The sequence below is a fragment of the Janthinobacterium sp. GW821-FHT03C10 genome (genome assembly GCF_059420865.1).
On sequence record NZ_JBWKUN010000001.1, the window covers coordinates 570,450 to 593,332 of the forward strand.

Here is a 22,883-nt window from a genome sequence, read left to right on the forward strand (position 1 = left end):
CCGTATTTATGCAAGGAAAAAAATGAATAATCGCATTTCCCTGCTGCGCCAGCGCGGCGCGCAGGACAGCGGCAAGGTGGGCATGATCGAGCTGTTCTTCGACCTCGTGTTCGTGTTTGCCGTGACACAGCTGTCGCATGGCTTGCTGGCGCACCTGAGCGCCATGGGCTGGCTGCAGACGGGCTTGCTGCTGATGGCCGTCTGGTGGGTGTGGATTTTTACCTCGTGGATCACCAACTGGCTCGATCCCGAGCGCATTCCCGTGCGCATCAGCCTGTTTGCGCTGATGCTGGGCGGCCTGATCATGTCGGCCTCGATTCCCGAAGCGTTCGGCACACGGGGCCTCGGTTTCGCGCTCGCCTATGTGGCCATGCAGGTGGGCCGGCCCCTGTTCGCCTGGTGGGCCGTGCGCCATGAAGCGCTGGCGCGCCGCCGCAATTTCCAGCGCATCGCCCTGTGGGCCGTGCTGTCCGGCATCTTCTGGATCGCCGGCGGCATCGCGTCGCCCGAGCAGCGCATCTTCTGGTGGGCCGCGGCCCTGGCGATCGACCTGGCCGGGCCCTGGATGCTGTTCGGCATGCCGGGCCTGGGCCGCTCGACGACGGCCGACTGGGACGTCGACGGCAGCCACATGGCCGAACGCTGCGGCCTGTTCGTCATCATCGCCCTGGGCGAATCCCTGCTGGTGACGGGCGCCACGTTCGCGGGCCTGGAATGGACGGCCGGCAACTGGCTGGGCTTCTTGTCGGCCCTGGTCGGCAGCATCGCCATGTGGTGGATCTATTTCGACACGGGCGCCGAGGCGGGCCACCACCGCATCGCCCACTCGAAGGACCCGGGCCGCATCGCGCGCAAGGCCTACACGTATATCCACGTGCTGATCGTGGGCGGCGTGATCGTTTCCGCCGTGGCCGATGAACTGGCCCTCGTGCATCCGGACGAAGCGAGCTTCGCCGGCATCAGCGCCTTGCTGGGCGGCCCGATCCTGTATCTGCTGGGCAATGCGCTATTCAAATGGGTCAGCAGCGACCGCGCCGCGCCGCCCCTGTCGCACCTGCTGGGCATCCTGATCATCCTGGCGCTGATCCCGATGGCGTACGGACGGCTGTATGCGCCCCTGACCCTGGCCTGCATCACCAGCTGCGTGCTGGTACTGGTGGCCGTGTGGGAACACATGGCGCTGCGCCGCCCGCCGCCGGAGATCGATCCCTGATGCCGGCGTGACCTTATCCGGCCGGCGCGATGCCGTCCGGATCGCTGCGCGCATCGAGTTGCAGCTGCAGGAACGCCAGGTCCAGCCAGGCGCCGAACTTGGTGCCAACCTGGCGCATCAAGCCCACTTCCTCGAAGCCCAGCTGCTTGTGCAGGGCGATCGAGCCGGCATTGCCCGCCTCGATGCCCGCCACCATCACGTGCTTGCCCAAGCCGCGCGCCCGTACAATCAATTCCCCCATCAAGGCCTTGCCGACCCCGGCGCCACGGCTGTCGGCGCGCACATACACGGAATGCTCGACCGTATGGCGGAAACCTTCGAACGGGCGCCAGTCGCCGAACGAGGCGTAGCCGGCCACATTTTGATCCGCATCGATGGCGACGAGCACGGGATAGCCGGCCCGCTCGCGGTCGGCCAGCCAGGCGGCGCGGTTGGCCGCGTCAACCGTCCGTTCATTCCAGATGGCCAGCGTATTGCTGACGGCATCGTTGTAGATGGCCGTGATGGCCTCGATATCGCCCGCGTGGGCGTCGCGTATGCGCATGTTGCTCTCCTTGCCAGTCGTCTACTATAATGGACAAATCATAGAGTGCCGCTCATTACTTGTCCAATAAAATCCGAATGGATGCCGATACATGTCCACTAAACCAGACGAATTGAACCAGCGCATCGGGGCTCGGGTGCGCCTCGAGCGGGAAAGCCTGGGCTGGTCGCTGACGGAGCTGGCGGCCCGTTCGGGCGTGTCGCGCGCGATGGTGCACAAGGTGGAGCGGGGCGACTGCAGTCCCACGGCCACCTTGCTGGCGCGCCTGTCGGGCGCCTTCGGCCTGAGCATGTCCGAACTGATCGCCCGCGCGGAAATGCGCGAGGGACGCTTGCTGCGCAAGCTTGAGCAGCCCGTGTGGGTCGACCCGCAGAGCGGCTATGTGCGACGCCACGTGTCGCCGGCCTCCGACATGCCGCTCGACCTCGTGCACATTACCTTGCCGCCGGGCGCCGTGGTGGCCATGCCGGCCGCCGCCTATGTGGCGCGGCGCCAGCTGATCTGGGCGCTGTCCGGCAGCCTCGTCTTCATCGAAGGCGACACGCGCCACGTGCTGGACGCGGGCGATTGTCTGGAACTGGGTCCGCCGGCCGACTGCGTATTCCGCAATGAAACGGCCACCGCTTGCACCTATGCCGTGGCCGTCTTGAAGAACCGAGATTAAGCCAGTGCCGCCGCGCACAGCTGGGCGATGAAGGCGCGCGCGGCGGGTGCCTGTTCGTGGCGGCGGAAGGCCACGGCGATTTCAGAGCTGATCTGCGGCCCTTGCAGCTCGCGGAACACCACGCCAGGCAGGTGCACGCTGGCCATCACGGAATGGGGCACGATGGCGCAGCCCACGCCCAGCGACACTTCCGTCAGCACGGCCACCAGGCTGCCCGGGCGCGACACAACCTGCGCCGCAAAGCCGCCGCGCCGGCTCACCTCCAATGTCCCCAGTTCCTGTTCCGGCACGATGAAGGCCTGCTGCGCCAGCGCGGCCGGTGCCGCCACGTTGATCCCGGCGAGCCGGCTGTCGGCCGGCACGGCCAGCACGAAGCGGTCGCGCAGCAACACCACGCTGTCCAGTCCGTCCGGCAGATGCAGTGGCGGGCGCACGAAGGCCAGGTCGACGCGGCCCTGGTCCAGCAAGCCGGGCAGGGCGTCCATCGCGTATTCGCGCGCAGCGATATGGATGCCCGGGTGGCTGGCGCGAAAGCGGGCGAACTGGCCCTGCAGCACGCCGGCATAGGCGGCCGAAGCCACGTAGCCGATTTCCAGCCGTCCCAGCTCGCCCCGTCCCGCCCGGCGCGCCACGTCCTGCGCCTGCGCCAGCTGCTCCAGCGCGCGCGCCGCTTCCAGCACGAACAATTCTCCGGCGGCCGTCAGGGCCACGGCGCGCTTGCTGCGCTGGAACAGCCGCGTGCCCAGCAGCTGTTCCGTTTCCTGCACCTGCTTGGTCAGCGCGGGCGGCGAAATGCCGAGTTCCGCCGCCGCCCGTGCGAAGTGCAGGCTGTGCGCGACGGCCAGCACGCAGCGGAAATGCCGCAATTCCATGTCTTTTTCCGTATTCACCATGAGTGAATTATAAGGCGCTTGTCTTATAACAGGAAATAACACCAGCCTGCTTACAATCGAGGCATGAAGAATACCAACTGGACTTTATATACGTGCTCGGGCGTGTGCGCGCTGATCATGCTCGACACCAACGTCGTCGCCGTCTCGCTGCCGTCGATCGCCCGCTCGCTCAACGCCAGCTTCGTCGACGTGGAATGGGTGGTCAGCGCCTACATGCTGGCATTCGCCTCGTTTTTGCTGCCGGCCGGCAGCATCGCCGACCGCCTGGGACGGCGCAAGGTCATGCTGTTGGGCCTCTCCGTGTTCGCGCTGGCCTCCTTGCTGTGCGGCCTGGCGTGGACGCCGTTCGTGCTCAACGTGGCGCGCGCCGTCAAGGGCCTCGGTGCCGCGCTGCTGCTCACCTCCGCGCTGGCCGTCATCGGCCACACGTTTCACGCGGAAAAGGAGAGGGCGCGTGCCTGGTCCGTGTGGGGCGCGGCCATGGGCGTGGCCATGACGGTGGCGCCCCTGTTGGGCGGCCTGGTCACGAGCGCCATCAACTGGCGCTGGATCTTCTACCTGAACCTGCCTGTCGTCGCCATATTGATGTGGTTGGTGCGCAAGCATGTGGACGAATCGAAGGATGCGTCCAACGCCAGCTTCGACCCGGCGGGGGCGCTGCTGTTTTCCGCCGGCCTGTTCTGCATCATCTGGGGCCTGATCGACGCCAGCGTGGCGGGCTGGTCCAGCCATGCCACCATGCTGCGCTTTGCGGCGGGCGCGGCGCTGCTGCTGGTCTTCGTGCTGGTGGAGCGGCGCCAGCGCGCGCCCATGGTCGATTTGAGCCTGTTCGGCCGGCGCGTGTTCGTCGGCGCCGTGCTGGGCATGTTCGGCTACGCCATCGCCGCGCAGGTGATGATGACCTTTTTGCCGCTGTACCTGCAGAACGGTTTCGGCTTTTCCGCCGTCCTGGCCGGCTGCGCCATGCTGCCGTTCGCCGTCGCCATGGTGACGGCGTCCCGGCTGGCGCCGCGCGCCATGCGGCTGCTGGACGACCGCGGCATATTGGTAACGGGCTTGCTGATCGTCGCCGTGGGCAACGTGGCCACGGCGCTGGCCGCCGCCAGCCTGCAATACGGCTGGGTGGCGGCCGGCATGGTGGTCACGGGCGCGGGGGCGGGATTGCTCAACGGCACGACGCAGAAGGCCATCCTCGCCTGCATTCCCCGCGAACGCACGGGCATGGGTTCCGGCATCAGCACCACCACGCGCTTCGTCGGCATCGTGCTGGCCGTCGGCGCGCTGGGCGCCGTGCTGGCCATGCGCACGGCCGCCTCGTTCGAGCAACTGGCGTGGCTGCACGGCTTGAAAGCCTCGCCCGAGATGATCGGGCGCATCGTGGCCGGCAACGCGGCCGACGCCTTCAGCCAGCTGCCGCCCGCGCTGCAAGCCGTGGCGCAGGAAGCGGCCCGCCACGCCTTCATCGACGGCTTTGCCAGCGTGCTGTATCTGGCCGGCGGGCTGGCGGGCGTGGTGGCGGCGCTGGTGTTCGTGCTGGCGCGGCCGGCGATAACCGTGGAGAAACAGCTGGAAAAAGTGTAACTCTTCAGCAAGATCCGCGTGCGCCGCCTCTGCCTGTAATATGATGCCATTGAGCAATACATGGCAATCATATAACTACCACAGGTATTCGCATGCGCAGAAAACGCATTATCATCACGAGCGTGCTGGTGGCCGTCATCGGCGTGGCCGCCCCCCTTAGCCTGGCCTTCTATCTGTCGTCCGTGCGCGCCGAGCAGGGCGAGCAGGAACGCCTGCGCCTGCTCGCCGGCTACGCGCTCGAGCGCGCCCACCGCTCCATCGCCTCGGCCGGGGGCGCCCTGCGCAGCGCCGATGCGCTGGACCTGGCGCCGTGCTCGGAGGCGCATATCCAGCAGTTGCGCCGCATCACCATCACCACGCGCAGCATCGACGATATCGGCTACGTGGAAAACGGCTTGCTCAGATGCACGTCCACGGGCATCGAAGAAGCGCGCATCGCCGTCACGCCCGCCGATTTCACGCTGGCCAACGGCATGGGCATCGATTTCAACCTGCGCCCCGTCGTCAGCGGCGGCAAGCGCATGGTGGGACTGTCCCACCGCGCCTACAAGGTGCTGATCGATCCCGTGCGCTTTTCCGACGTCATCGTCGACAGCGATATCCAGATGGCCGTGGCCATCGGCAAGGAAGGCGTGCTCGACACCTTGCACCATCCCGACCCCGCGCTGGTGCAAAGCTTGCTCGCCGGGCTGCCGGCGGCCGTCGACGCCGCGCCCGACGGCAGTATCCACGCGATGCTGTACCGCGATGGCTTGACGGCCGTCATGATCGAACCGCGCAGCAAGCTGAACGACAGGCTGCGCCGCGAACAGCTGCTGCTCCTGCCGATGGGCCTGCTGATGGCCGCCTTCATCGTCGGCATCGTCGTGTGGCTGTCGCGCCGGCGCCTATCGCTGCGCGGCGAACTGGAAACGGCGGTCGAGCGGCGCGAATTCTTTGTCCATTATCAGCCGATCATCGCGCTCGACACGGGCGTGTGCGTGGGCGCCGAGGCGCTGATACGCTGGCGCCGTCCCGACGGCAGCATGATACGGCCCGACCTGTTCATCCCCGTGGCCGAGGAAAGCGACCTCATCCTGCCCATCACGGACCAGGTGATCGCCTGCGTCATCGCCGACATGCGCGCCGCGCTACTGGCCGACCGCGAGCTGCACATCGCCATCAACCTGTGCGCCAGCGACATCGAGACGGGGCGGGTGCTCGACGTGCTCGAACGCGCCCTGGCCGGCACGGGCATCGAGGCGCAGCAGATCTGGCTGGAAGCGACGGAGCGGGGCTTCATCAACGTGGAAGCGGCCCGCGCCACCATCGAAAAAGCCAGGGCGCGGGGCCACGCCGTGGCCATCGACGACTTCGGCACCGGCTATTCCAGCCTGTCGAGCCTGCAAAACCTGCCGCTCGACGCCTTGAAAATCGACAAATCCTTCGTCGACACCATCGGCACGGACGCGGCCACCAGCAGCGTCACGCCGCACATCATCGACATGGCCCGCACCCTGAACATGCTGATCGTGGCCGAAGGCATCGAAACGCGGCAGCAAGCCGATTATTTATTGGAACGCAAGGTCGAATTCGGCCAGGGCTGGCTGTTTGCGAAAGCGCTGCCGGCCTTGGACTTCCTCGCCTTTTACGCAAGCCGCCGCCTGCCATCATCCACATGAAACAGCCACGCTTTCCCTATCCATTGCAGCCGCTGCGCGTCCCGGGCGGCTGGCACATCACCGTCAACACCCTGTTCGAGGTGGAGCCTGGCCGGGATACCATGCAATGGTTCAGCAGCGCGCTGCTGCTGTGGGGCAGCTGCCGCGACAGCGGTTACTGCTTCAATTCGCACTTCGAGCCGGAAGACGATCCCGCCGGCGAATTCGTGCTGGAAATGGGCAAGGTGGCATACGACCGCCACGGCAAGATCGTCCAGGGCAGCGACGCCTTCCTCGGTGAATTCCGCACGCGCAGCAAGGCGCAGTTCGTCGCCAGGGTCGAGCAATTCATGCTGGACCCGGCAGCCTAGGTTTTACTGCTTGCGCGGCAAGACCACGTCCTGCCCGCCTTGCGTGAGCACGGCGCCGGCGATCTTGCCCGCCGCATCGCGCGTAAACGCCAGGTCCGCCTCGATGGCGCGGAAGAAAAATGCGTCTTTCGCGCTGGCGAACAGGGCGGCCGAACCGACGCCCGTGCCGGCCGCTTCCAGGCCGTGCTTGCCCAGGCTCACCGTCAACGTGAAATCCTTGTCCAATGGATACTCGCCCACGTACTCGGCCAGCGCGGCGCGCGGCAGTTCGATGGCCGCTTGCGGTTTTTTCAGCGGCGGCAAGGGCGTGCCCGGCAGCAAGGCGGACACGCCCAGGGCGTCGATATCGCGCGCCGCGTTCGTCAAGACCACCACGCCCCGCTTGCCATCCGTCGTGAACGCCGCATAGCTGGTGTAGCCGCCCGTCTGGCCGCTGTGCCAGGCGTAGCTTTGACCCTGCCGCTGCTCCAGCAGCCAGGCCAGGCCGATTTTCGTCTCGCTGTCCGGCGCCAGCGCCCGCTGCGGCTGGATGGCCAGCGCATACGGGCGCAGCGGCTTGAACATGTACGCTTGCAGGTAGGCGACCATGTCGCGCGCGCTCGAATACACGCCGCCGGCCGGCGCCACCACGTTCAAATCCCAGGCGGGAGTCGGCTCGCCCGACAGCAAGTGGCCGGGCGCCAGGCGCGCCAGCATGCCGTGCGTGGGCGTGTTCGAGGTCGAGCGCATGCCCAGCGGCACGGCGATGCGCTTTTGCAGCAGCGCTTCATAGCTGATGCCGCCCTGTGCCGCCAGGGCCGTGCCCAGCACGGCATAGCCGATGTTCGAGTAGTCAAATTTGGTGCCCGGCGCGCGGGGCAACTGGTAGGCGGCGAGAAACTGCCGCTGTTGCGCTTCCGTGTAGTCCGCATACGGATTGGCGGGGTCTTTCGGCGCGAAGTTGTCGGGCAGGCGCGGCAGCGAGGAGTAATGCGTGGCCAGGTCGAGCAGGCTGATCTGCTTGCCGTCGAAGGCCGGCATGGTATAGCCGGGCAATACAGTCGCCACCGGCTCGTCGAGCGTCACCTTGCCTTCGACGACGGCGTCGGCCAGCAGCAAGGCCGTCATGGTCTTGGTGACGGAACCGATCTGGTAGACGGTGTCCGCGCCCGGCTTGGTATTCTTGCCGGCATGCACGCTGCCAAAACCGTAGATGGCGCTGGTCTTGCCGTCGATCACGGCGATGACGATGCTGGGGAGCATGCCCGTGCGCGTGAGTTCCTCGGCGCGCTGGCGCACGGCGTCGTCCAGGACGGGCGCGGCCAGGGCGGCGCCGCCGAGCAGGCAAAGGGGGAGAAGGGCGAAATTGGGTGTCATGGGAAACCTTGTCCAGGGTGGGCCATAGGCGCCAGCGCCTGGATAAGGCGGCTGGCATGTCAAGTAAAGGATACGGCGCCAACATGAAGGTTGCCTGAGTTTTATGTTTGCTGGTATGGCAACGCTTGCGCTTGCTCAATGTTCAGCCAGCAGGCCCGCCAGCTGCGCGCGCATGCCGGTGGCCATGCCGAGCAGCAATTCGCCGCGTCGGCGCGCATCGGCGCGTTTCTTTGATGCTACCCCGGCCAGATCCGGCACGCGGTAGGCCGCGCAGGGCAAGTGATAATTGCCGTCGCGCATGCGCAAGGCATGCAATTCCTGCCACGCCAGGTCGTAATCGGCGGCGATATGGCGGCGGCGCCGGGCATTCAGGGCGATGCGGTTGTCATTGCTGATCAAGAACAGGTTATTGCAAGCGAAAAAATCGCCGAAATCGCGCAAGGCCGTCACCATCAGGTTTTTCGGACGGCAACCGTGCAGCGCCCGCGTGGCGTCCTTGACGGCCAGCTTGCCTGCTTCCGAGCGCAAGCCTTGCAGCGCGCCCAGCTGCAAGGACACGCCATCGGCACGGGGCAGGAACAGAAAGCTGGCCAGGTAGATCGCTTGGCCGCCGCGCGTCAGGCGCAGGCACAGTTCGCCCTCGCGGTAGCTGTCGTGGATGGCCGTCAGCTGCAAACGGAATTGCGCCCCATCCTTGCCGTCGAACGCGGCCAGCACCACGGCTTCGCGCGCGGCCCGTTCGACCAGCGCGCGCGCACCCGCTTGCCACAGGAAGCGGTAATGTCCTTCCAGCAAGGCCAGGCGATCCGCGCAGCCCAGCTGCCGCGAGGCATAAGGGCGGTAGATCTTGAAGCGCAGGCAGGGATGCAGCTGCGCCAGCGAATTCAGGCCCGGCATGCTGCCGAGAAAAGCTTGCCAGCGCGTGCGCTGGCGGGGAAAGAAGAGGGCGCCCAGGGCCGCTTTCAGGCGGTGCCCGCTGGCGTGAGGTCGTGGCACGGCGGCGCCGTGGTGCAAGGTCAAAGCGATATCATTCATGGTTCTGCGGGAAAATGGCAGGCGCTGCACACTGAGGGCCTTGCCAATTTGAATGCTACGCGCGCCAGGTGAATTTCATATTAAGACGCTATTCCCAAGGGAATGTAAAGGATGAGAACTAATCATTTGCCTTATAGCAAGATTGACGGTTATCCTGCCAGTACCTAGGCCCGATGACTGATACCGCCCCATGAAACTCCGCCATTTGCTTGCCATCCCGATGCTGCTCGCCGCGCAGTGCGCCCACGCGCGTCGTCAAGATGGCGGCGGGGGAGCGGCCGGTATCGACGGCCGACGGCTATCGGCTGATGTTGTTCCGCAGGAGCCGCTTGCCCCTCGTGAATCTGAAGATCGAGCGCAGCGCCGCAGGCCAGTTTGCCGCCGACCGCGAGACCATCGTGGCCTACATGCAGGAGATGTCGGCCAGCAGCAGGCCGCCGTGCGCGCGCTGATCAAATTGGCCGTAAAACTCACCTTCGCCAAGGGCGCCGCCTTGCCCGATCCGGCCGGCCTGTTCAATTCCAGCCTGGACGGCAACACGCGCCGGGCCATCGACATCCACGAAGGCGAGCATCTCGATGCCGCGGCGTTCAAGGCGCTGATACGCGCCGCCGTGGCTTTGAATACGACACCCAAACCGAAACGAACGACCACTTGAGACATTATCTGTATATCTGGCACGACCCGGCCAAGCGCATGCTGGTCGCTTCCGGCATCGAATTCAAGGATTTTCTCCCGGCCCTCGGCGAGTCCGGCGGCATCGTGCTGCGCAAGGGCCGCGCCGGCACAATCAAAAAGCCTGCCGCCTGGCAGACCTTTACGCGACAACAATTGGCGGCCTTGGCCCAGGAAGACCTGTACGCCTGCGGCAGCCATGCCTGGGCCGATTGGCAAGACACAGCACCCGCTTTGCATGACGCGGACGTGGCCGCGATGCTCGACCACCGTGGCGCGCTCACGCCGCCTGCCGCCTTGCGTGGCCGCTTTCTCGCCTTTGCCCACGACGACGGCTGGTACCTGAAACTGCTGTATGCGGCATGGGACGATGCGGCGGCCTTGCTTGCCGGCGTCATCCCGCCAGCGCTGGGCACGCTCGACATGGGCGCGCTGCAGCGGGGAGGCGACGGCTACTGGCTGCAGGACGGCGCGGTTCAGGTCGAGCTGAAAACCCACGATATCGACAGCGTGCTGAACCGCCGCCTATGAGCATAGGTTCGGACGCGGCTCCCGGCCCGTCTGGGACCATCATATAGATCCCACACCATGTAGACGGGGTTCAAACATCGCGTTTCCCCTTGTTGTGCAACGCCAGTCGCGCGGCCATGCCGGCATTGTCGCGCAGCAAGCCGTCGCGTTCCAGCGCCAGCGCTTCGGCGCGCTGCTGCGCCGCCTGGGTATTTTCCGTCAGCATGTCGAGCTGGCGGTCCTGTGCAGCCAGCGCCACCTTGGCGTCGTTCAGCGCCAGCAAGGCCGTATCGAGCTTGGCCAGCAGGGCGTCGGCCGAGGCGGCCGCCTGCAGGTATTGAAATTCAAACTGGTCGCGTTCGGGGCGCACGGTGGCCAGCGCCGCGCGGTCCGCGGCCGCCTCATCTGCCAGGCGCGCGTGTTCCGCCTGCATCTGTGACAGGCGCATCTCTTGCTGCACCAGGGTCGCCTGCTGTCCTTGCAGGCGCTGCTGCAGCTGCGCGTTGTCCTGCTCCAGACGGCTGATCCGTTGCTCCGCCTGGGCCCGCTCCTCGCTGCGCTGCGCGGCGGCCGCTTCCTGGTAATGGTCGAACTGCGAGCGCACCTGCGCCAGTTGGCGGTTCAGGGCCGCGATTTCCTCGCCGCGGTCGGCCAGGCGCTGCGTCAGGCCTGCGTTATCGCTGTGCAGGGTCGCCAAGGTGACGGCGCGGAAATGGTGTTCTTCCTTCAGTTGCGCCAGCGCATGCTGGGTGGCGCGTAATTCCTGGGTGAGGGCGGCGCGCGCCTCCGTCAGTTTCAAGCGTTCGCTTTCCGTCTTCTTGAGTTTTTCCAGCGCCGCGTCCAGTTCGGCGCGGTTCTGCTGCATGCCCGTTTCGAGCTGCTGCGCCACGTCGCGCTGCTGCTTCTCGTACACGCCGCGCATCGCTTCCATCAGTTCGGCCGGTAGGCCTGACTCCGTTTTCACGGCGCCCGCGCCCTGGAACTCTTCCTTCCAGCGCTTGAGCAGGGGCGCGATCGTGCTCTTGCTGCCCGTGCTGCCCAGCGCTTCGCGCACATTGTCGACCGTGGGATTGCGCCCATCGGCAGCGACGATTTGGGCTGCTTTCATAACATCAGAGTACAAAATACCGGTGCGGGCCATGAAATCACCTATGAGCGAAATTTAGTAACGTATTACATGATACGTAATATCCCATAATATTACGATATAAATTTTGATGGTTATTGAAAAATATAACTCACGATAAGATTGCTTATCGCGTGTTATGGGGGTGTTTGGCATGCTATTCTGTGACCCTCCCAGTACAAAACCGCGATTTCGCTGCCGCCATGCCCGATTTGCCCCTCCTGAAACGCCGTGTTGGCGTGTCAAAGAACGCCGCGATCGCTGATGCGCCGTTACACGGCGCCCTCGTCGATGCCGAGCTGGCCGCGCGCCACCAGGCGTTTCTTGCCGCCGCCACGTCCGACAACACGCGCCGCACCTACCGTTCCGCCATCCACCACTTCCAGGCCTGGGGCGGGGCGCTGCCCGCCGAGGAGTCCACCGTCATCCGCTACCTGATGGCGTATGCGGACAGCCTGAACGCGCGCACCCTGGCCCTGCGCCTGACGGCCCTGTCGCAATGGCATGTGTACCAGGGCTTTGTCGACCCCGCGTCCACCCCCACCGTGCGCAAGACCCTGGCCGGCATCGCCCGCCTGCATGGCAAGCCGAAAAGGAAGGCGAGGGCGCTGCCCCTGGAAGACCTGGAACTGATCGTCGCCAGGCTGGCCGCCCTGGGCACCAACAAGGCCTTGCGCGACAGCGCCTTGCTGCAGCTGGGCTTTTTTGGCGCTTTCCGCCGCAGCGAACTGGTGGGATTGAGGCTGGAAGACATCAGGTGGGAGCCGCAAGGCCTGGTGATCACCTTGCCCCGCTCGAAAACGGATCAACTGGGGGAAGGTATCGTCAAGGCGATCCCGTTCGGCGACGGCGTCTGCTGCCCTGCCACGGCCTTGCGCGCCTGGCTGGGCGTGGCGGGCATCGCCAGCGGCCCGCTCTTGCGCACCGTCAACCAGTGGGGCCATGTGGGCGGAAAGGGATTGCACGCGAGCAGCATCAACACAATACTGGAAGGCTGCGCCCGGCTAGCCGGACTCGATTACGTGCCGGAACTATCGAGCCACAGCCTGCGCCGCGGCATGGCCACCAGTGCGCACCGCGCCGGCGCCGATTTCCAGGCTATCAAGCGCCAGGGCGGCTGGCGCCACGACGGCACCGTGCATGGCTATATAGAAGAGGCGGGGCGGTTCGAGGAAAATGCGGCGGGGAGTTTGTTGAAGGGGAAGAGGAAGCCGGTGGGGTGAGGCGAGCGATAACGCCTTGCCGGACACCTTCAGCGCGTCTGCATTCGCCCCGAAGCAGGCATAGATCTGACGCATTCGACATATGCCACCGCAGCAGATTAAGGGTCGTGATAAACAACGCCGTATGTGTCGAACATAGCTCCAGCTAGCTCGACCATGCTTAAGCCGCTGCGCTCCCAAAAAAACAGAAAGTACTCCAACTTGTCGTAAGGTGCTTCAGCGTCCATGCCGTGCAGCGCACAAATCGTGGTTCTGATACGCAACACCTCAGGGTCATCCGACATATCGCGTCCTCGGATGGTCTCCCAAAGCCTCACCCGGACAGCTAAGGCCTCGCTATCCGTTGCCGCGCCCTCAAGATATCGTTTAGCAGCCAAAACAGAAGACTGCGCGGTAACGGGTAGACATTCGATCACCCGAGCCAGGGCGTTAACCATAAAGCGTTGAGCATCACCGTGCGCTACCGGATCATCCAGATCAACGGTGGATGAAATAACATCAAAAGGATCACGGTGAGACATGCTGACTTTCTGAGTAAAGCTTAATTGGTCAATTGCCGACTGTCCGCTTCTGGCCGAAAGCAGACGGCCAGGATGAACCAGGCTTCGGCCATGGCGCCGATCAATATCAAGCGGCCGCTTGCTCCCGCGGCCGGATGATCATGCAGGTGGCCGTCGCGTGCGCGTACACTTTGCCGGCTTCGTCGCGGATTGTGCCTTCCGAAATAACCAGGTTGCGGCCCGCATTGATGACCTTGCCTTCCGCAAAGACCGTCACGTTGAAGGGCAGGGGACGGCACATCTTGATGTTCAGGTCCGTCGTGCCGTAGCTTTCGCCGGCCGGCAAGACCGTGTGCGTGGCGCAGCCCGTGACCGTGTCGAGCACGGTGGCGGCGAAACCGCCGTGCACGCCGCCCATGGGATTCGTATGGTTTTCATTCGCCGTCGCCGTGAAGATCACTCTGCCGTGCTCGATCGTGTGCGCATCCATGGGCATGGTCTTGGAAATGCCGGGCCGGGGGAACAGGCCTTGCGCGAATGCTTGCATCAGTTGCAAGCCTGTCATGTCTTTCGGGTGCATGGGTAACTCCTGTGGTGGTGATGTGGGGATAAGTCAGACGTCCTGCGCAAAACGCAGGCGCGAGGCGTGCAGCAGGAAGCGGGCGACGATGGCCAGTTCTTCCTCGCTGAAACCGGCTTTCAGTTGTTCGTTCAGGCTGTCGAGCAGGGGCAGGGCATGAGCCAGCACCTCGCCGCCCTTGGCCGACATGTGCAGGGTGCCGGCGCGCGCGTCGAGTGCCGACTGGCCGCGCACGATCAGGCCGTTTTCTTCCATGCGCGTCACCAGGCCTGTCACGGCCGAGTTTTTCAGCTGCAGCGCCCGCCCCAGATCCTTCAATTGGCAGCCTTCCTCGCCCTTCAGGGCAAACAGGGCGACGACTTGCGTGCCGGAAAAGCCCAGTTCACTGCTAAACACGGCGTCGGCCGAGCGGAACAGGTTCTGGCGCGCCAGGTTGAGCAGGTTGAACAGGCGCGGCGAACGCTCGCCCAGTGGGCAGGCGGCGGCATCGGGAAGGTCTGGCTGGGGGGAGGTATTGGTACGCATGCGAAGTATACTACTACGTATGCGTAATAAATCAAGCGCCTATTTTCAGTCGCGCTGGTGGCGCCCCACGTAGCGGGCGCGGGGGCGGATCAGTGCCGCGCTGGCGGCTTGCTCGGCGGCATGCGCGATCCAGCCGGCCGAGCGGGCCAGCGCAAACACGCTCAATGCCGCGCCCTCGGGCCAGCCGAACGCCAGTTCCATCGCGGCCAGCGCCAGGTCGGCATTCGGCCTGGTATCGAGCAGCTCGCTTGCCGTGGCGCAGACGGACAGAATGGCGGCCAGATGCGGGTACCCGGGCGACAGCGCCGACAAGATTCCCAGCAGATATGCGGCGCGCGGGTCGCCGTCTGGATACAAAGGATGGCCAAAGCCGGCAAATTCCGGCGCGACGGTCTTGTAATAGGCGACGATGGCGGCCCTGGCATCCGGCGCGGCCAGCGCCTGCGTCAACATGCGCCGGGCCGCCGCGCTGCCGCCGCCGTGCTTGTCGCCAGACAAGGCCGCCAGCCCGCCCATCAGCGCGGCGGGCAGGCTGGCGCCCGTCGAGGCGACGCAGCGCACGGCAAAGGTCGACGCGTTCAATTCATGGTCGGCCAGCAAGACGAGCGCCGCGCGCAGCAGTTCCGTTTGCTCTACATCGGCTTGCCACGCTTGCGCCAGCTGCAAGTGCAGCGGCAGTGCGGACGGCGCCGTCCGGAGCAGGGCGGCGGCCAGCAGGCGCATCAAGGCGGGGCCGGATTGCGGCGAGTGCGCCATGTCCGCCGTCGTCAGCATGGCCATGGCGAGCATGGCGCGCGCCAGCGGGGCCGCATCGGGCGCGCCAGCCAGCCCCTGCTGCAGGGCAGGCGCGTCCTGCTGAAAATGGTCGATGGCGCCATCGTCCCACAGCAGGCCGGCGGCCAGCTCCAGCGTCGCGTGCTGGGCCAATGCCGTCGCATCGCAGCCCCGGTACAGCAGTCGTCCATCGAGAATGTGGGAAATTTGCGTCTCCAGCACGGGCAAGCCCCAGTGCATGGCGGCCACGGCCGTCTGACCACCGCGCTTGGCGTCGTTCTTGCGGGCCGCCAGGCGCAGCACGTCTTCCTGCGGATAGCGCTTGCGGCGCGATGCGCCATTGCTGACGGAGGCCAGCAAGCCTCGGCTCACATAGGAATACAGGGTGGGCAGGCTGACGTTCAAGAGGCGCGCAGCCTCGGCAGCGGACAGATCGTTGTTCATGGCGGCCATTGTAGCGGCTGTCGCTTTATATTGATTGATGGAATCAAGATTGACGGGCCGGGCGGCGCATCACTAGACTCATGCCTTTCCAGGAGTCTCCATGAGCACACACACCATTCGCACCCTGCGCCCCGGCGATGCCGCGCCCTTGCTTGCTTTCGAGCAAGCCAACCGGGCCTGGTTCGAGCGCCATATCGACCGGCGCCCCGACGATTTTTACAGCGTCGACGGCATTGCCGCGCACGTCGCGCAATTCCTGGACGAACATGCACAGGGACGCTTGCACCCCTGCATCATCTTGGACGAACATGGACAATTGATCGGGCGCGCCAACCTCAAGGATATCGACGGGCAGACGCAAACGGCCGAAGTCGGCTACCGCATCGGCGAGCAGCAAGCGGGCAAGGGCCTGGCCACGGCCGCGCTGCGCCATTTGATTGATCTGGCGCAAAACGAATGGCAGCTGGCCAGCCTGTGCGCCTACGCCATCGACGGCAATGCGGCGTCGATCCGCGTGCTGGAACGCTGCGGTTTCGTGCAGGGAATGGCCGTGCCCGATATTGCCCTGGTGGAAGGCAATGTTGTCGATGGCCATGCCTATGCGCTGGAGTTGCGGGCGGCTGGGGTAGACTCTATCCTGTGATAAATAAACAAAGTTGGCAGAGATGAATCAGGAAAGCCCCAAACGTCCAGCACGCATCATCGTCATCGGCGCCGGCATCGTCGGCGCGTCGCTCGCCTACCACCTGGCCAGCAAGGGAGCACAAGTCACCGTGCTCGAGGCGGGCGGCATCGCGTCCGGCGTGACGGGCACCTCGTTTGCCTGGATTAACACGTCCTGCGCGGGGCCGGACCCCATTGCGGCCCTGCGCGGCGACGCCATCGCCGCCTGGCGCCAGCTGGAAACGCAGGTGCCGGGCTTGACGGTACGCTGGCACGGCGCCTTGTCGTATGGCACGCAAGATGGGCGCGTGTCGCCCGCATCCATCTTGATAGACCGCTCGCGCATCGCCCGGCTTGAACCGCAACTGCGGCGGCCGCCGCAACAGGCCGTCCACGAACCGGAACAGGGCGCCCTCGATGCCGTTGCCGCGACATACGCCTTGCTGGCAGCGGCCGAGGCGCTCGGCGCGACGGTCCGCACGCACACGCCCGTGCTGGGTTTTACCGTCCGGGACGCGCAGGTGACGGGCGTGGAAACGGCTGCGGACCTTATCGAGGCTGATATGGTCGTGCTGGCGGCAGGCACGGGCACGGCCAGCCTGGCGGAAAAGCTGGGCGCCAGCCTGCCGATCCACGCCTCGCCCGCTATCTTCCTGCGCTACCAGGCGCCGCCGGGCCTCGTGCGCGGCATCATTTCCAGCCATGCAATGGAAGTGCGGCAAGCCGAGGACGGGACCATGCTGGCAGCGGAAGATTACGTGGACGACGCGCCGGAAAACCAGCCGGCCGCCATCGCGCTACGCACGGCCAGCGCGATCCGGGAAGAACTGGAGGGGGCGGAGGCCATCGCGCCGGAATTCGCCTGCGTCGGCCTGCGCCCCATGCCCGCAGACGGCGTGCCCGTCATCGGCTCTCTGCCAAATATCAACGGAGTGTACGTATGCGCCATGCATCCGGGCGTGGTGCTGGCAGCCATCGTGGGCCAGCTGGCCAGCGGGGAAATTGTCACTGGCGAGCCAGCGCCGGCCCTGGACGCTTGCCGGCCCGCGCGTTTCCTGGCGTGCTGACTGTTAAGGCACAGCTACCGCGAAAACGGGCAGGACGAACGGCGCCGGCTCCTGCGCGTCGCAGTCCTCCGACGGCGCCTGCATATAATGCTCATTGCGCCAGTCCCCGTTCACCACGCGCTCGGCGATCAGCGCCAGATCCTGCGTTTCGCGCAGCGTGCAGCGAAACGGCAGCCGCCCATGCGAGCGCGACACCAGGCTGAAGCGCAGCTGGCGGCATTGCGCGTCGTGCCAGCAGTAAAACAGCATGTCTTCTCCATGGAGCGCGCTGCGGCGCGCCGCGATCACCTCACCGATGAAGGCAACGATATCGGCCGCATGGATCTGCGGCGTTTCCTCGTCCGTGGGCGAAAAGCTCCACATATTGGTCCTGGCTTCGTGATTGATGTCGTCGGGATCAATCTCGACGGCATCGTCTTTTGCCATGGTGAGCCAGTTGCTTACGACGGTTGAGTGAATCATGTAAAGCCTTCAGTGCTTATCAATATTTGTTTATTTACGTATCACCGGCTTGATTATGTCGGCGCATCCATTCATCCGCGACATCGCCCATGTTTTTGACGGCGCCATCGCATATCCAGGCCATGAAATCACGGCCCAGCTTGAATTCGGGGCCACACTGGTGAACTAGGAAGCGTCTGACGTTTTGCGTGTTCCGGTAGTTGTCATCAACGAGTGTGTGCCGGGTAATGACGCCGCCGTGCCAATTGAAGTCCATGCTGTGCTCCTTCTCGCTGTAACAGTAATGCCGACGTGCAGTGCAAGCTTGATGCCGACAGAGAGGTGAGATGAGATAGCATTGTATGCCGGCATCATCCCATTCAGCAATTTTTAGGACTAATCTTATATATGACAGAAATTATTCGTTTTAGGATAAAAGCAAGCGACATGCCCGCGTATCGATGACTCATCGTATCAAACACTCTTGAATATATATGAAACATTTTGATAAGAGTATAATTATTTCAGTAATTTTTTTCTCGACATCTATTGCTCTGCTATTTTTCCTATTGAGTGAATGTGCAATGATTTCTTACTGGTTGCTTGATTTTTCAATGCGCAATCCTTTCATTTTCAACGGAGTAATTATATTTTCAATCTTCTTGGCCTTTGTTTTTTTATATATTTACAAATCAAGAAAGAGAAAGGTTGAACAGGTAGAGCAATAGCCGCACTATCAAACAGATAAATTCATCTGCTTCTGGTATTCCTCGGAAATGGGGGACGCCCGCAAGCTATCGAGCAGACAGCTCGCGGCCTGTCACGGATGCCGCATTTCACCCCCGCGGCCCATCCGCCAGCAACTCCGCCAGCCTGTTCGTCAGCCACAAACTCGTCTCGCTCAGCTTCTTCCCATGGATCGATAGCCGCCGCACCGGCAGCCTGGATAAAGCCAGGGCAGGGCAGGGCACTTCCTGCAGATACCCCTTGTAGTTGTCGTAATTGGCGATGTTGAGCGGCAGAATCGCCCAGCCCAGCTCGTCCGCGACCATTTCCGCGATGCTGTAGAAACTGTCGGAAAACCAGACGGCGGGGCTGAAGGCGTGTTCGCGGTTCAGCTCGGAATCCATGATCAGTTGGCGGTAGCGGGTCAGCTCGTTGCGGCTCACTTCCTGGCCGTGCGCCATGGGGTGGCCCTTGGCCACGAACACGCCTTGCGCCACGCTGCCGATGTGCTGCTGTTCCAGCACGGGAGAAATCGGGCCGCGGTCGAAGTGAAAAGCCACGTCGGCCTGCTGCTGCTCCACGTATTGCGCCACCTCGGACGCCGTGGCGTTGAGCATCACCAGTTCCAGCGCCGGGTAGCGCGCCGCCAGCTCTTTTACCAAAGTGCCGATGGCCAGGTAGGGCAGGGCTTCGTCCAGCGCCAGGGTCAGCTGCGCTTCGGGCGCTTCGCTCAGCAGCTGGGCGCGCAGCTGCAAGCGCTCGGCCTGGCGCAGCAGTTCGCACGCTTCCAGGTGCATCACCTTGCCCGCCTCCGTCAGCACGGCGCTGCGGCGCGAACGGTCGAACAGTTCCACGCCGAATTCCGCTTCCAGCAAGCCGATCGAGGTGCTGACCACCGATTGCGCGCGGCCCAGCCGGCGCGCCGCGCCCGAGAAAGAACCGGCCGCGACGGCCGCCTCGAAGTAGCGCATTTGTTCCAAAGTCCATTGCATGGCATCCACCTATCTGTTTTACAGATGGATTTTAACTTGAATGCCATTCAGGGGCGACATAAAATGCTTTTACTAATTCAATAACACGAGATCCGCCATGAAAAACGCCCAAGCCCATACCCCCGCCATCAGCTTCAGCTGGTGTCACGACGCCACCGCCGAAGATGCGCTGTGCAAGCTCTATCTTGACAACGTCAGCGCCGACTATATCTCCCATTCGGAGCTGCAGGGCGAACGGGCCGATGCGCCCGGCAACTGGCGCGCGGACTTGCCTGAAGTCATACGCGGCGAAATCCGCGCCGCCCTGTCGCACGACTGGGCCCATGGCGATTCGACCCTGCTGGCCGTCGTCACCGCCGGCGAGGCCATCGTCGGCATGGCCCTCGTTTCCATCGACACGCGCCAGCGCGCCTCGAAATCGTTCGCCGCGCTGGACGACTTGGTCTTGCTGCCTTCCGTGCGCGGCAGCGGCATCGGCAGCTTGCTGGTGGAGTGGGTGGCCGATGAGCTGCGCGGCCACGGCATCGCCCGCCTGTTCCTCGAATGCGGCGCGCACAACCTGACGGCACAACAATTCTTCCAGGGCCGCGGCTTCAAGCAGGTGTCCGTCGTCATGCTGCGCGAACTCGACGCAACTGCAGCGAGTGCCGCCGTGGATGACAAGGATGGCGACCGTGGCTGACGCCCGCCGCCCCCGACAAGGCCAGGCCCGTGGCAGCCTGGAACGTAAATATTTGCGCAGCACCCGTTTCATCCAAACCGACAGTTGTTAAATAATACATGAGTTGTTTATGCATCCAATGAAAAAATGGCTGACGCTGGCCATCGTCTCCAGCGCCCTGTTCCTGATCGTGGTCGACATGACCGTGCTCTACACCGCCTTGCCCGCGCTGACGCGCGACTTGCAGGCCACTTCCTCGCAAAAACTGTGGATCATCAACGTCTACGCGCTGGTCGTCTCCGGACTGTTGCCCGGCCTCGGCACCCTCGGTGACCGCTTGAGCCACAAACCCGTTTTCCTTGCCGGCCTGGCCGTGTTCGGCATCGCCTCGCTGTGCGCCGCGTTTTCGCCGGCCGCCGAATGGCTGATCTTTGCCCGCGTGCTGCTGGCCATCGGCGCCGCGCTGATGATGCCGGCCACCCTGTCCATCATCCGCCTGACCTTTACGGACAACCGCGAGCGCTCGTTCGCCATCGGCGTGTGGGCGGCGATCGCCTCGGGCGGTGCCGCGTTCGGCCCCGTGCTCGGCGGTTTCCTGATGGAACATTACTGGTGGGGTTCCGTCTTCCTGATCAACGTGCCCATCGTGCTGCTGACCTTGGTCCTGGCTGCCGTCGTCCTGCCGAAACGGGCCGGTAACCGCGACAAGCCGTGGGACTTGAAGGGCTCGCTGCAAATCATGATGGGCCTGCTTGGCGGCGTGTATGCGATCAAGGAACTGGGCAAGTCGCAGCCGTCGTATGCGCTGGCCGCCGCCTCGTTCGCCGTGGGCGCCTTCTTCATGTTGAAATTCGTACGCCGCCAGAAGCGGCAAGCCAAGCCGCTGATCGACTTCGCCCTGTTCCGCGAACTGCCGTTTTCCAGCGCCGTGGCCGCCGCCATGGTGGCGTCCGCCGCCCTGATCGGCATGGAACTGGCGCTGAGCCAGCACATGCAGCTGGTGCGGGAATTGTCGCCGCTGGAAGCGGGCTTGCTGCTGTTGCCGCTGCCGCTGGCGTCCGTGTTTGCCGGTCCGTTGACGGGTTTCATGCTGCCGCGCGCCGACAAGGCCAAGGTCTTGTGGGGTTCGCTGCTGCTGTCCGGTATAGGCATGGCGTCGTATCTGCTGCTGCATGACGCCGCCGTCTCGGCCCAGGTGGCCAGCCTGGTGATCCTGGGCCTGGGTCTGGGCGCCGTCATGACGGCCGCCTCGAGCGCCGTGATGCTCAACGTGGCTCCCCAGCAAGCCGGCATGGCCGCCTCGATCGAGGAAGTGTCGTACGAGCTGGGTGCCGTGATCGGCGTGACGGTGCTGGGCACCATCATGTCGGCCGTCTACAGCGCCACCCTGGTGATCCCGGAAAGCGCGGGCGTGTTGCCGAACGTGCATGACACCTTGGATGCGGCGCTGCTGGCCGCCGAGCAATTGCCGGCCGAACTGGGCTTGCAAGTGTCGGAACTGGCCCGTTCGGCCTTCGACAAGGCGTTTATTGTCGTGCTGGCAACGGCTTCCGGCATCCTGATGGCGGCTGCGGCCACCATCCGCCACCTGCATCTGCGGGCGCGCCGCGCGGTCTGATTATTCAGCGCTTCAGCAGCGGCGCCACCTGCTCGCGCAAGACCGTCCATTGGGCGTCGTGCACGGCCTCATTGGGGTCGTGTCCGGCCCGTTTCACTACCGTAAAACCCTTGGCCGGCGCCGTGATGCTGTCGAAATACGTGCGCGCGATGGCGGGCGAGGTCAGCAGGTCCGCTTCGCCCATCACGAAAAACACGGGCAAGTCGAAGCGCGTACCCAGCGCGGGCAGGTCGACCTTGGCAAACATGCCGTCGCCGCGCAGGCCGATGAACTGGATGTACGAATAATCATCGGCTGCCTCAGCGGCGGCCAAGGCTTGCGGCGTGGCGTAGAACGGCGCCGGCTGCCACCAGTGCTTCGGCGGCGCATCCGTTGCCAGTGCCTCATATTTGCGGTCGAAGCGGCGCAGGATGCCGAAGTTGCGCGGATCGGTCCATGGCGGTGCACCGAGCGCCGTCAGCTTGTCCACCGTGGCGGTATCGCCGGCCGCTTGCGCCAGCGCAAGCACTTCGCGGTACATGCCGGCCTCGTTGTCGCGCGCATTGACCACCTGCGCCGTGCCGATGTAGGCGTGGAATAGCTCCGGCTGCGCCTTGGCCATGTGCACGCCCAGGATCGAGCCCCAGGAACTGCCCATCAAGATGAGCTTGTCCTTGCCCAGGCGCTGCCGCAGATAGCGGGCCACGGCGATGCCGTCGTCGCGCATCTGTTCCACCGTCAAGGGCACGTCTTCCGTCGGACGCTGTTTCGCATACGTCATGCCCGCGCCGCGCTGGTCCCATTGCACCAGGGTGTAATGGCGTTCCCAGCCCGCATAGATGGCCTCCGCGTAGGGACTCAGCGCGTTGCCGGGGCCGCCATGGATGAAGAGGATCACGGGATTGCCGCAGGCGGCGCCCGTGACCGTGATCCATTGTTCGATGCCATTGATGGGCACATAGCCCTGTTCGCGCACGGCTTGCGCGGGCGAGGCGCAGATGGACGGCGCGGCGGGCGCCGCCGCTTGTGCCACGCCGAAACAGCTTAACAGCAGCAATGCCAGGCCTGTGATGCGCATATCA

The 22,883-nt window shown here is 64.4% G+C and carries 25 protein-coding genes and 1 pseudogene; 13 read left to right on the top strand and 13 right to left on the bottom strand.

The window, feature by feature from the left end; translation table 11 throughout:
- Positions 1-22: 22 nt before the first annotated feature.
- Complete coding sequence (locus AC07VH_RS02200) at positions 23-1,213, top strand: low temperature requirement protein A (RefSeq protein ID WP_489627386.1); 1,191 nt, start codon at positions 23-25, stop codon at positions 1,211-1,213.
- A 13-nt stretch (positions 1,214-1,226) separates the two neighbouring features.
- Here AC07VH_RS02200 and AC07VH_RS02205 read toward each other — a convergent pair whose 3' ends face one another.
- A complete protein-coding gene (locus AC07VH_RS02205) occupies positions 1,227-1,757 on the bottom strand; it encodes a GNAT family N-acetyltransferase (RefSeq protein WP_494786616.1) in 531 nt (176 codons plus the stop codon).
- Positions 1,758-1,848: 91 nt separating this feature from the next.
- Here AC07VH_RS02205 and AC07VH_RS02210 point away from each other — a divergent pair, with 91 nt between their 5' ends.
- Positions 1,849-2,421 (top strand): helix-turn-helix domain-containing protein, encoded by a 573-nt coding sequence (locus AC07VH_RS02210; RefSeq protein ID WP_494786617.1) that lies wholly within the window; start codon positions 1,849-1,851, stop codon positions 2,419-2,421.
- Here AC07VH_RS02210 and AC07VH_RS02215 read toward each other — a convergent pair.
- Complete coding sequence (locus AC07VH_RS02215) at positions 2,418-3,293, bottom strand: LysR family transcriptional regulator (RefSeq protein WP_494786618.1); 876 nt, start codon at positions 3,291-3,293, stop codon at positions 2,418-2,420. The genes AC07VH_RS02210 and AC07VH_RS02215 overlap by 4 nt on opposite strands.
- A gap of 84 nt (positions 3,294-3,377) precedes the next feature.
- Here AC07VH_RS02215 and AC07VH_RS02220 point away from each other — a divergent pair, with 84 nt between their 5' ends.
- The 3 genes from AC07VH_RS02220 (at position 3,378) to AC07VH_RS02230 (ending at position 6,906) form a co-directional block, all read left to right on the top strand.
- The gene (locus AC07VH_RS02220) at positions 3,378-4,895 is read left to right on the top strand and encodes an MFS transporter (RefSeq protein WP_494786619.1); all 1,518 of its coding nucleotides are present in this window, start codon (positions 3,378-3,380) and stop codon (positions 4,893-4,895) included.
- 92 nt (positions 4,896-4,987) lie between these two features.
- Positions 4,988-6,556: an EAL domain-containing protein gene (locus AC07VH_RS02225; protein WP_494786620.1), complete on the top strand. Its 1,569-nt coding sequence runs from the start codon at positions 4,988-4,990 to the stop codon at positions 6,554-6,556.
- On the top strand, positions 6,553-6,906 hold the full coding sequence (locus tag AC07VH_RS02230) for a hypothetical protein (protein WP_494786621.1): 354 nt from the start codon (positions 6,553-6,555) through the stop codon (positions 6,904-6,906). Before AC07VH_RS02225 ends, AC07VH_RS02230 begins: the two co-directional genes overlap by 4 nt.
- Positions 6,907-6,909: 3 nt before the next feature.
- Here AC07VH_RS02230 and AC07VH_RS02235 read toward each other — a convergent pair whose 3' ends face one another.
- Both AC07VH_RS02235 and AC07VH_RS02240 read right to left on the bottom strand, forming a co-directional pair.
- The gene (locus tag AC07VH_RS02235; RefSeq protein ID WP_494786622.1) at positions 6,910-8,262 is read right to left on the bottom strand and encodes a serine hydrolase domain-containing protein; all 1,353 of its coding nucleotides are present in this window, start codon (positions 8,260-8,262) and stop codon (positions 6,910-6,912) included.
- A 135-nt stretch (positions 8,263-8,397) separates the two neighbouring features.
- Entirely contained in the window at positions 8,398-9,297 is a 900-nt protein-coding gene (locus AC07VH_RS02240; RefSeq protein WP_475417638.1) for a VirK/YbjX family protein, read from the bottom strand.
- Positions 9,298-9,626: 329 nt separating this feature from the next.
- On the opposite strand from AC07VH_RS02240, the gene AC07VH_RS02245 reads away from it, so the two are divergent.
- From AC07VH_RS02245 to AC07VH_RS02255, 3 genes and pseudogenes are all read left to right on the top strand, one after another.
- The gene (locus tag AC07VH_RS02245) at positions 9,627-9,749 is read left to right on the top strand and encodes a hypothetical protein (RefSeq protein WP_475417639.1); all 123 of its coding nucleotides are present in this window, start codon (positions 9,627-9,629) and stop codon (positions 9,747-9,749) included.
- A 2-nt stretch (positions 9,750-9,751) separates the two neighbouring features.
- Positions 9,752-9,955 (top strand): annotated as a pseudogene (locus AC07VH_RS02250) (DUF1801 domain-containing protein); the annotation flags it as partial.
- Positions 9,952-10,503, top strand: coding sequence for a hypothetical protein (locus tag AC07VH_RS02255; RefSeq protein ID WP_494786623.1), 552 nt, complete (start codon positions 9,952-9,954; stop codon positions 10,501-10,503). The pseudogene AC07VH_RS02250 and the gene AC07VH_RS02255, both read left to right, overlap by 4 nt.
- A gap of 70 nt (positions 10,504-10,573) precedes the next feature.
- On the opposite strand, the gene AC07VH_RS02260 is transcribed toward AC07VH_RS02255, so the two are convergent.
- Positions 10,574-11,590: a DNA-binding protein gene (locus AC07VH_RS02260; RefSeq protein ID WP_475417641.1), complete on the bottom strand. Its 1,017-nt coding sequence runs from the start codon at positions 11,588-11,590 to the stop codon at positions 10,574-10,576.
- A gap of 182 nt (positions 11,591-11,772) precedes the next feature.
- Here AC07VH_RS02260 and AC07VH_RS02265 point away from each other — a divergent pair, with 182 nt between their 5' ends.
- Positions 11,773-12,831, top strand: coding sequence for a site-specific integrase (locus AC07VH_RS02265; protein ID WP_494803966.1), 1,059 nt, complete (start codon positions 11,773-11,775; stop codon positions 12,829-12,831).
- A 98-nt stretch (positions 12,832-12,929) separates the two neighbouring features.
- Here the strand turns inward: AC07VH_RS02265 and AC07VH_RS02270 are convergent, their stop codons facing one another.
- From AC07VH_RS02270 to AC07VH_RS02285, 4 genes are all read right to left on the bottom strand, one after another.
- Positions 12,930-13,352, bottom strand: coding sequence for a hypothetical protein (locus AC07VH_RS02270; RefSeq protein ID WP_494786625.1), 423 nt, complete (start codon positions 13,350-13,352; stop codon positions 12,930-12,932).
- 106 nt (positions 13,353-13,458) lie between these two features.
- Positions 13,459-13,911: a PaaI family thioesterase gene (locus AC07VH_RS02275; protein WP_070310764.1), complete on the bottom strand. Its 453-nt coding sequence runs from the start codon at positions 13,909-13,911 to the stop codon at positions 13,459-13,461.
- Between the two features lie 33 nt (positions 13,912-13,944).
- A complete protein-coding gene (locus tag AC07VH_RS02280; protein ID WP_475415069.1) occupies positions 13,945-14,436 on the bottom strand; it encodes a MarR family winged helix-turn-helix transcriptional regulator in 492 nt (163 codons plus the stop codon).
- A 45-nt stretch (positions 14,437-14,481) separates the two neighbouring features.
- Complete coding sequence (locus tag AC07VH_RS02285; RefSeq protein ID WP_494786626.1) at positions 14,482-15,654, bottom strand: citrate synthase family protein; 1,173 nt, start codon at positions 15,652-15,654, stop codon at positions 14,482-14,484.
- Positions 15,655-15,754: 100 nt separating this feature from the next.
- Between AC07VH_RS02285 and AC07VH_RS02290 the strand changes: the two genes are divergently transcribed.
- A complete protein-coding gene (locus AC07VH_RS02290) occupies positions 15,755-16,297 on the top strand; it encodes a GNAT family N-acetyltransferase (protein ID WP_494786627.1) in 543 nt (180 codons plus the stop codon).
- Between the two features lie 22 nt (positions 16,298-16,319).
- A complete protein-coding gene (locus AC07VH_RS02295) occupies positions 16,320-17,384 on the top strand; it encodes an NAD(P)/FAD-dependent oxidoreductase (protein WP_494786628.1) in 1,065 nt (354 codons plus the stop codon).
- 3 nt (positions 17,385-17,387) lie between these two features.
- On the opposite strand, the gene AC07VH_RS02300 is transcribed toward AC07VH_RS02295, so the two are convergent.
- The 3 genes from AC07VH_RS02300 to AC07VH_RS02310 form a co-directional block, all read right to left on the bottom strand.
- Entirely contained in the window at positions 17,388-17,810 is a 423-nt protein-coding gene (locus AC07VH_RS02300; RefSeq protein ID WP_475415073.1) for a hypothetical protein, read from the bottom strand.
- Positions 17,811-17,880: 70 nt separating this feature from the next.
- Entirely contained in the window at positions 17,881-18,102 is a 222-nt protein-coding gene (locus AC07VH_RS02305; RefSeq protein WP_475415074.1) for a DUF6434 domain-containing protein, read from the bottom strand.
- Positions 18,103-18,661: 559 nt separating this feature from the next.
- Positions 18,662-19,543, bottom strand: coding sequence for a LysR family transcriptional regulator (locus tag AC07VH_RS02310; RefSeq protein ID WP_175533229.1), 882 nt, complete (start codon positions 19,541-19,543; stop codon positions 18,662-18,664).
- 97 nt (positions 19,544-19,640) lie between these two features.
- Between AC07VH_RS02310 and AC07VH_RS02315 the strand changes: the two genes are divergently transcribed.
- Both AC07VH_RS02315 and AC07VH_RS02320 read left to right on the top strand, forming a co-directional pair.
- On the top strand, positions 19,641-20,225 hold the full coding sequence (locus AC07VH_RS02315; protein ID WP_475415075.1) for a GNAT family N-acetyltransferase: 585 nt from the start codon (positions 19,641-19,643) through the stop codon (positions 20,223-20,225).
- A 118-nt stretch (positions 20,226-20,343) separates the two neighbouring features.
- Positions 20,344-21,822, top strand: coding sequence for an MFS transporter (locus tag AC07VH_RS02320; protein ID WP_494787102.1), 1,479 nt, complete (start codon positions 20,344-20,346; stop codon positions 21,820-21,822).
- Positions 21,823-21,826: 4 nt separating this feature from the next.
- On the opposite strand, the gene AC07VH_RS02325 is transcribed toward AC07VH_RS02320, so the two are convergent.
- On the bottom strand, positions 21,827-22,879 hold the full coding sequence (locus AC07VH_RS02325; protein ID WP_494786629.1) for an alpha/beta fold hydrolase: 1,053 nt from the start codon (positions 22,877-22,879) through the stop codon (positions 21,827-21,829).
- Positions 22,880-22,883 lie beyond the last annotated feature (4 nt).

Excerpts from the sequence above, each read along its gene's own strand:
- AC07VH_RS02200 (WP_489627386.1), top strand. The coding sequence starts at position 23 with ATGAATAATCGCATTTCCCTGCTGCGCCAGCGCGGCGCGCAGGACAGC.
- AC07VH_RS02205 (WP_494786616.1), bottom strand. The coding sequence starts at position 1,757 with ATGCGCATACGCGACGCCCACGCGGGCGATATCGAGGCCATCACGGCC.
- AC07VH_RS02210 (WP_494786617.1), top strand. The coding sequence starts at position 1,849 with ATGTCCACTAAACCAGACGAATTGAACCAGCGCATCGGGGCTCGGGTG.
- AC07VH_RS02215 (WP_494786618.1), bottom strand. The coding sequence starts at position 3,293 with ATGGAATTGCGGCATTTCCGCTGCGTGCTGGCCGTCGCGCACAGCCTG.
- AC07VH_RS02220 (WP_494786619.1), top strand. The coding sequence starts at position 3,378 with ATGAAGAATACCAACTGGACTTTATATACGTGCTCGGGCGTGTGCGCG.
- AC07VH_RS02225 (WP_494786620.1), top strand. The coding sequence starts at position 4,988 with ATGCGCAGAAAACGCATTATCATCACGAGCGTGCTGGTGGCCGTCATC.
- AC07VH_RS02230 (WP_494786621.1), top strand. The coding sequence starts at position 6,553 with ATGAAACAGCCACGCTTTCCCTATCCATTGCAGCCGCTGCGCGTCCCG.
- AC07VH_RS02235 (WP_494786622.1), bottom strand. The coding sequence starts at position 8,262 with ATGACACCCAATTTCGCCCTTCTCCCCCTTTGCCTGCTCGGCGGCGCC.
- AC07VH_RS02240 (WP_475417638.1), bottom strand. The coding sequence starts at position 9,297 with ATGAATGATATCGCTTTGACCTTGCACCACGGCGCCGCCGTGCCACGA.
- AC07VH_RS02260 (WP_475417641.1), bottom strand. The coding sequence starts at position 11,590 with ATGAAAGCAGCCCAAATCGTCGCTGCCGATGGGCGCAATCCCACGGTC.
- AC07VH_RS02270 (WP_494786625.1), bottom strand. The coding sequence starts at position 13,352 with ATGTCTCACCGTGATCCTTTTGATGTTATTTCATCCACCGTTGATCTG.
- AC07VH_RS02275 (WP_070310764.1), bottom strand. The coding sequence starts at position 13,911 with ATGCACCCGAAAGACATGACAGGCTTGCAACTGATGCAAGCATTCGCG.
- AC07VH_RS02280 (WP_475415069.1), bottom strand. The coding sequence starts at position 14,436 with ATGCGTACCAATACCTCCCCCCAGCCAGACCTTCCCGATGCCGCCGCC.
- AC07VH_RS02285 (WP_494786626.1), bottom strand. The coding sequence starts at position 15,654 with ATGAACAACGATCTGTCCGCTGCCGAGGCTGCGCGCCTCTTGAACGTC.
- AC07VH_RS02290 (WP_494786627.1), top strand. The coding sequence starts at position 15,755 with ATGAGCACACACACCATTCGCACCCTGCGCCCCGGCGATGCCGCGCCC.
- AC07VH_RS02295 (WP_494786628.1), top strand. The coding sequence starts at position 16,320 with ATGAATCAGGAAAGCCCCAAACGTCCAGCACGCATCATCGTCATCGGC.
- AC07VH_RS02300 (WP_475415073.1), bottom strand. The coding sequence starts at position 17,810 with ATGGCAAAAGACGATGCCGTCGAGATTGATCCCGACGACATCAATCAC.
- AC07VH_RS02305 (WP_475415074.1), bottom strand. The coding sequence starts at position 18,102 with ATGGACTTCAATTGGCACGGCGGCGTCATTACCCGGCACACACTCGTT.
- AC07VH_RS02310 (WP_175533229.1), bottom strand. The coding sequence starts at position 19,543 with ATGCAATGGACTTTGGAACAAATGCGCTACTTCGAGGCGGCCGTCGCG.
- AC07VH_RS02315 (WP_475415075.1), top strand. The coding sequence starts at position 19,641 with ATGAAAAACGCCCAAGCCCATACCCCCGCCATCAGCTTCAGCTGGTGT.
- AC07VH_RS02320 (WP_494787102.1), top strand. The coding sequence starts at position 20,344 with ATGAAAAAATGGCTGACGCTGGCCATCGTCTCCAGCGCCCTGTTCCTG.
- AC07VH_RS02325 (WP_494786629.1), bottom strand. The coding sequence starts at position 22,879 with ATGCGCATCACAGGCCTGGCATTGCTGCTGTTAAGCTGTTTCGGCGTG.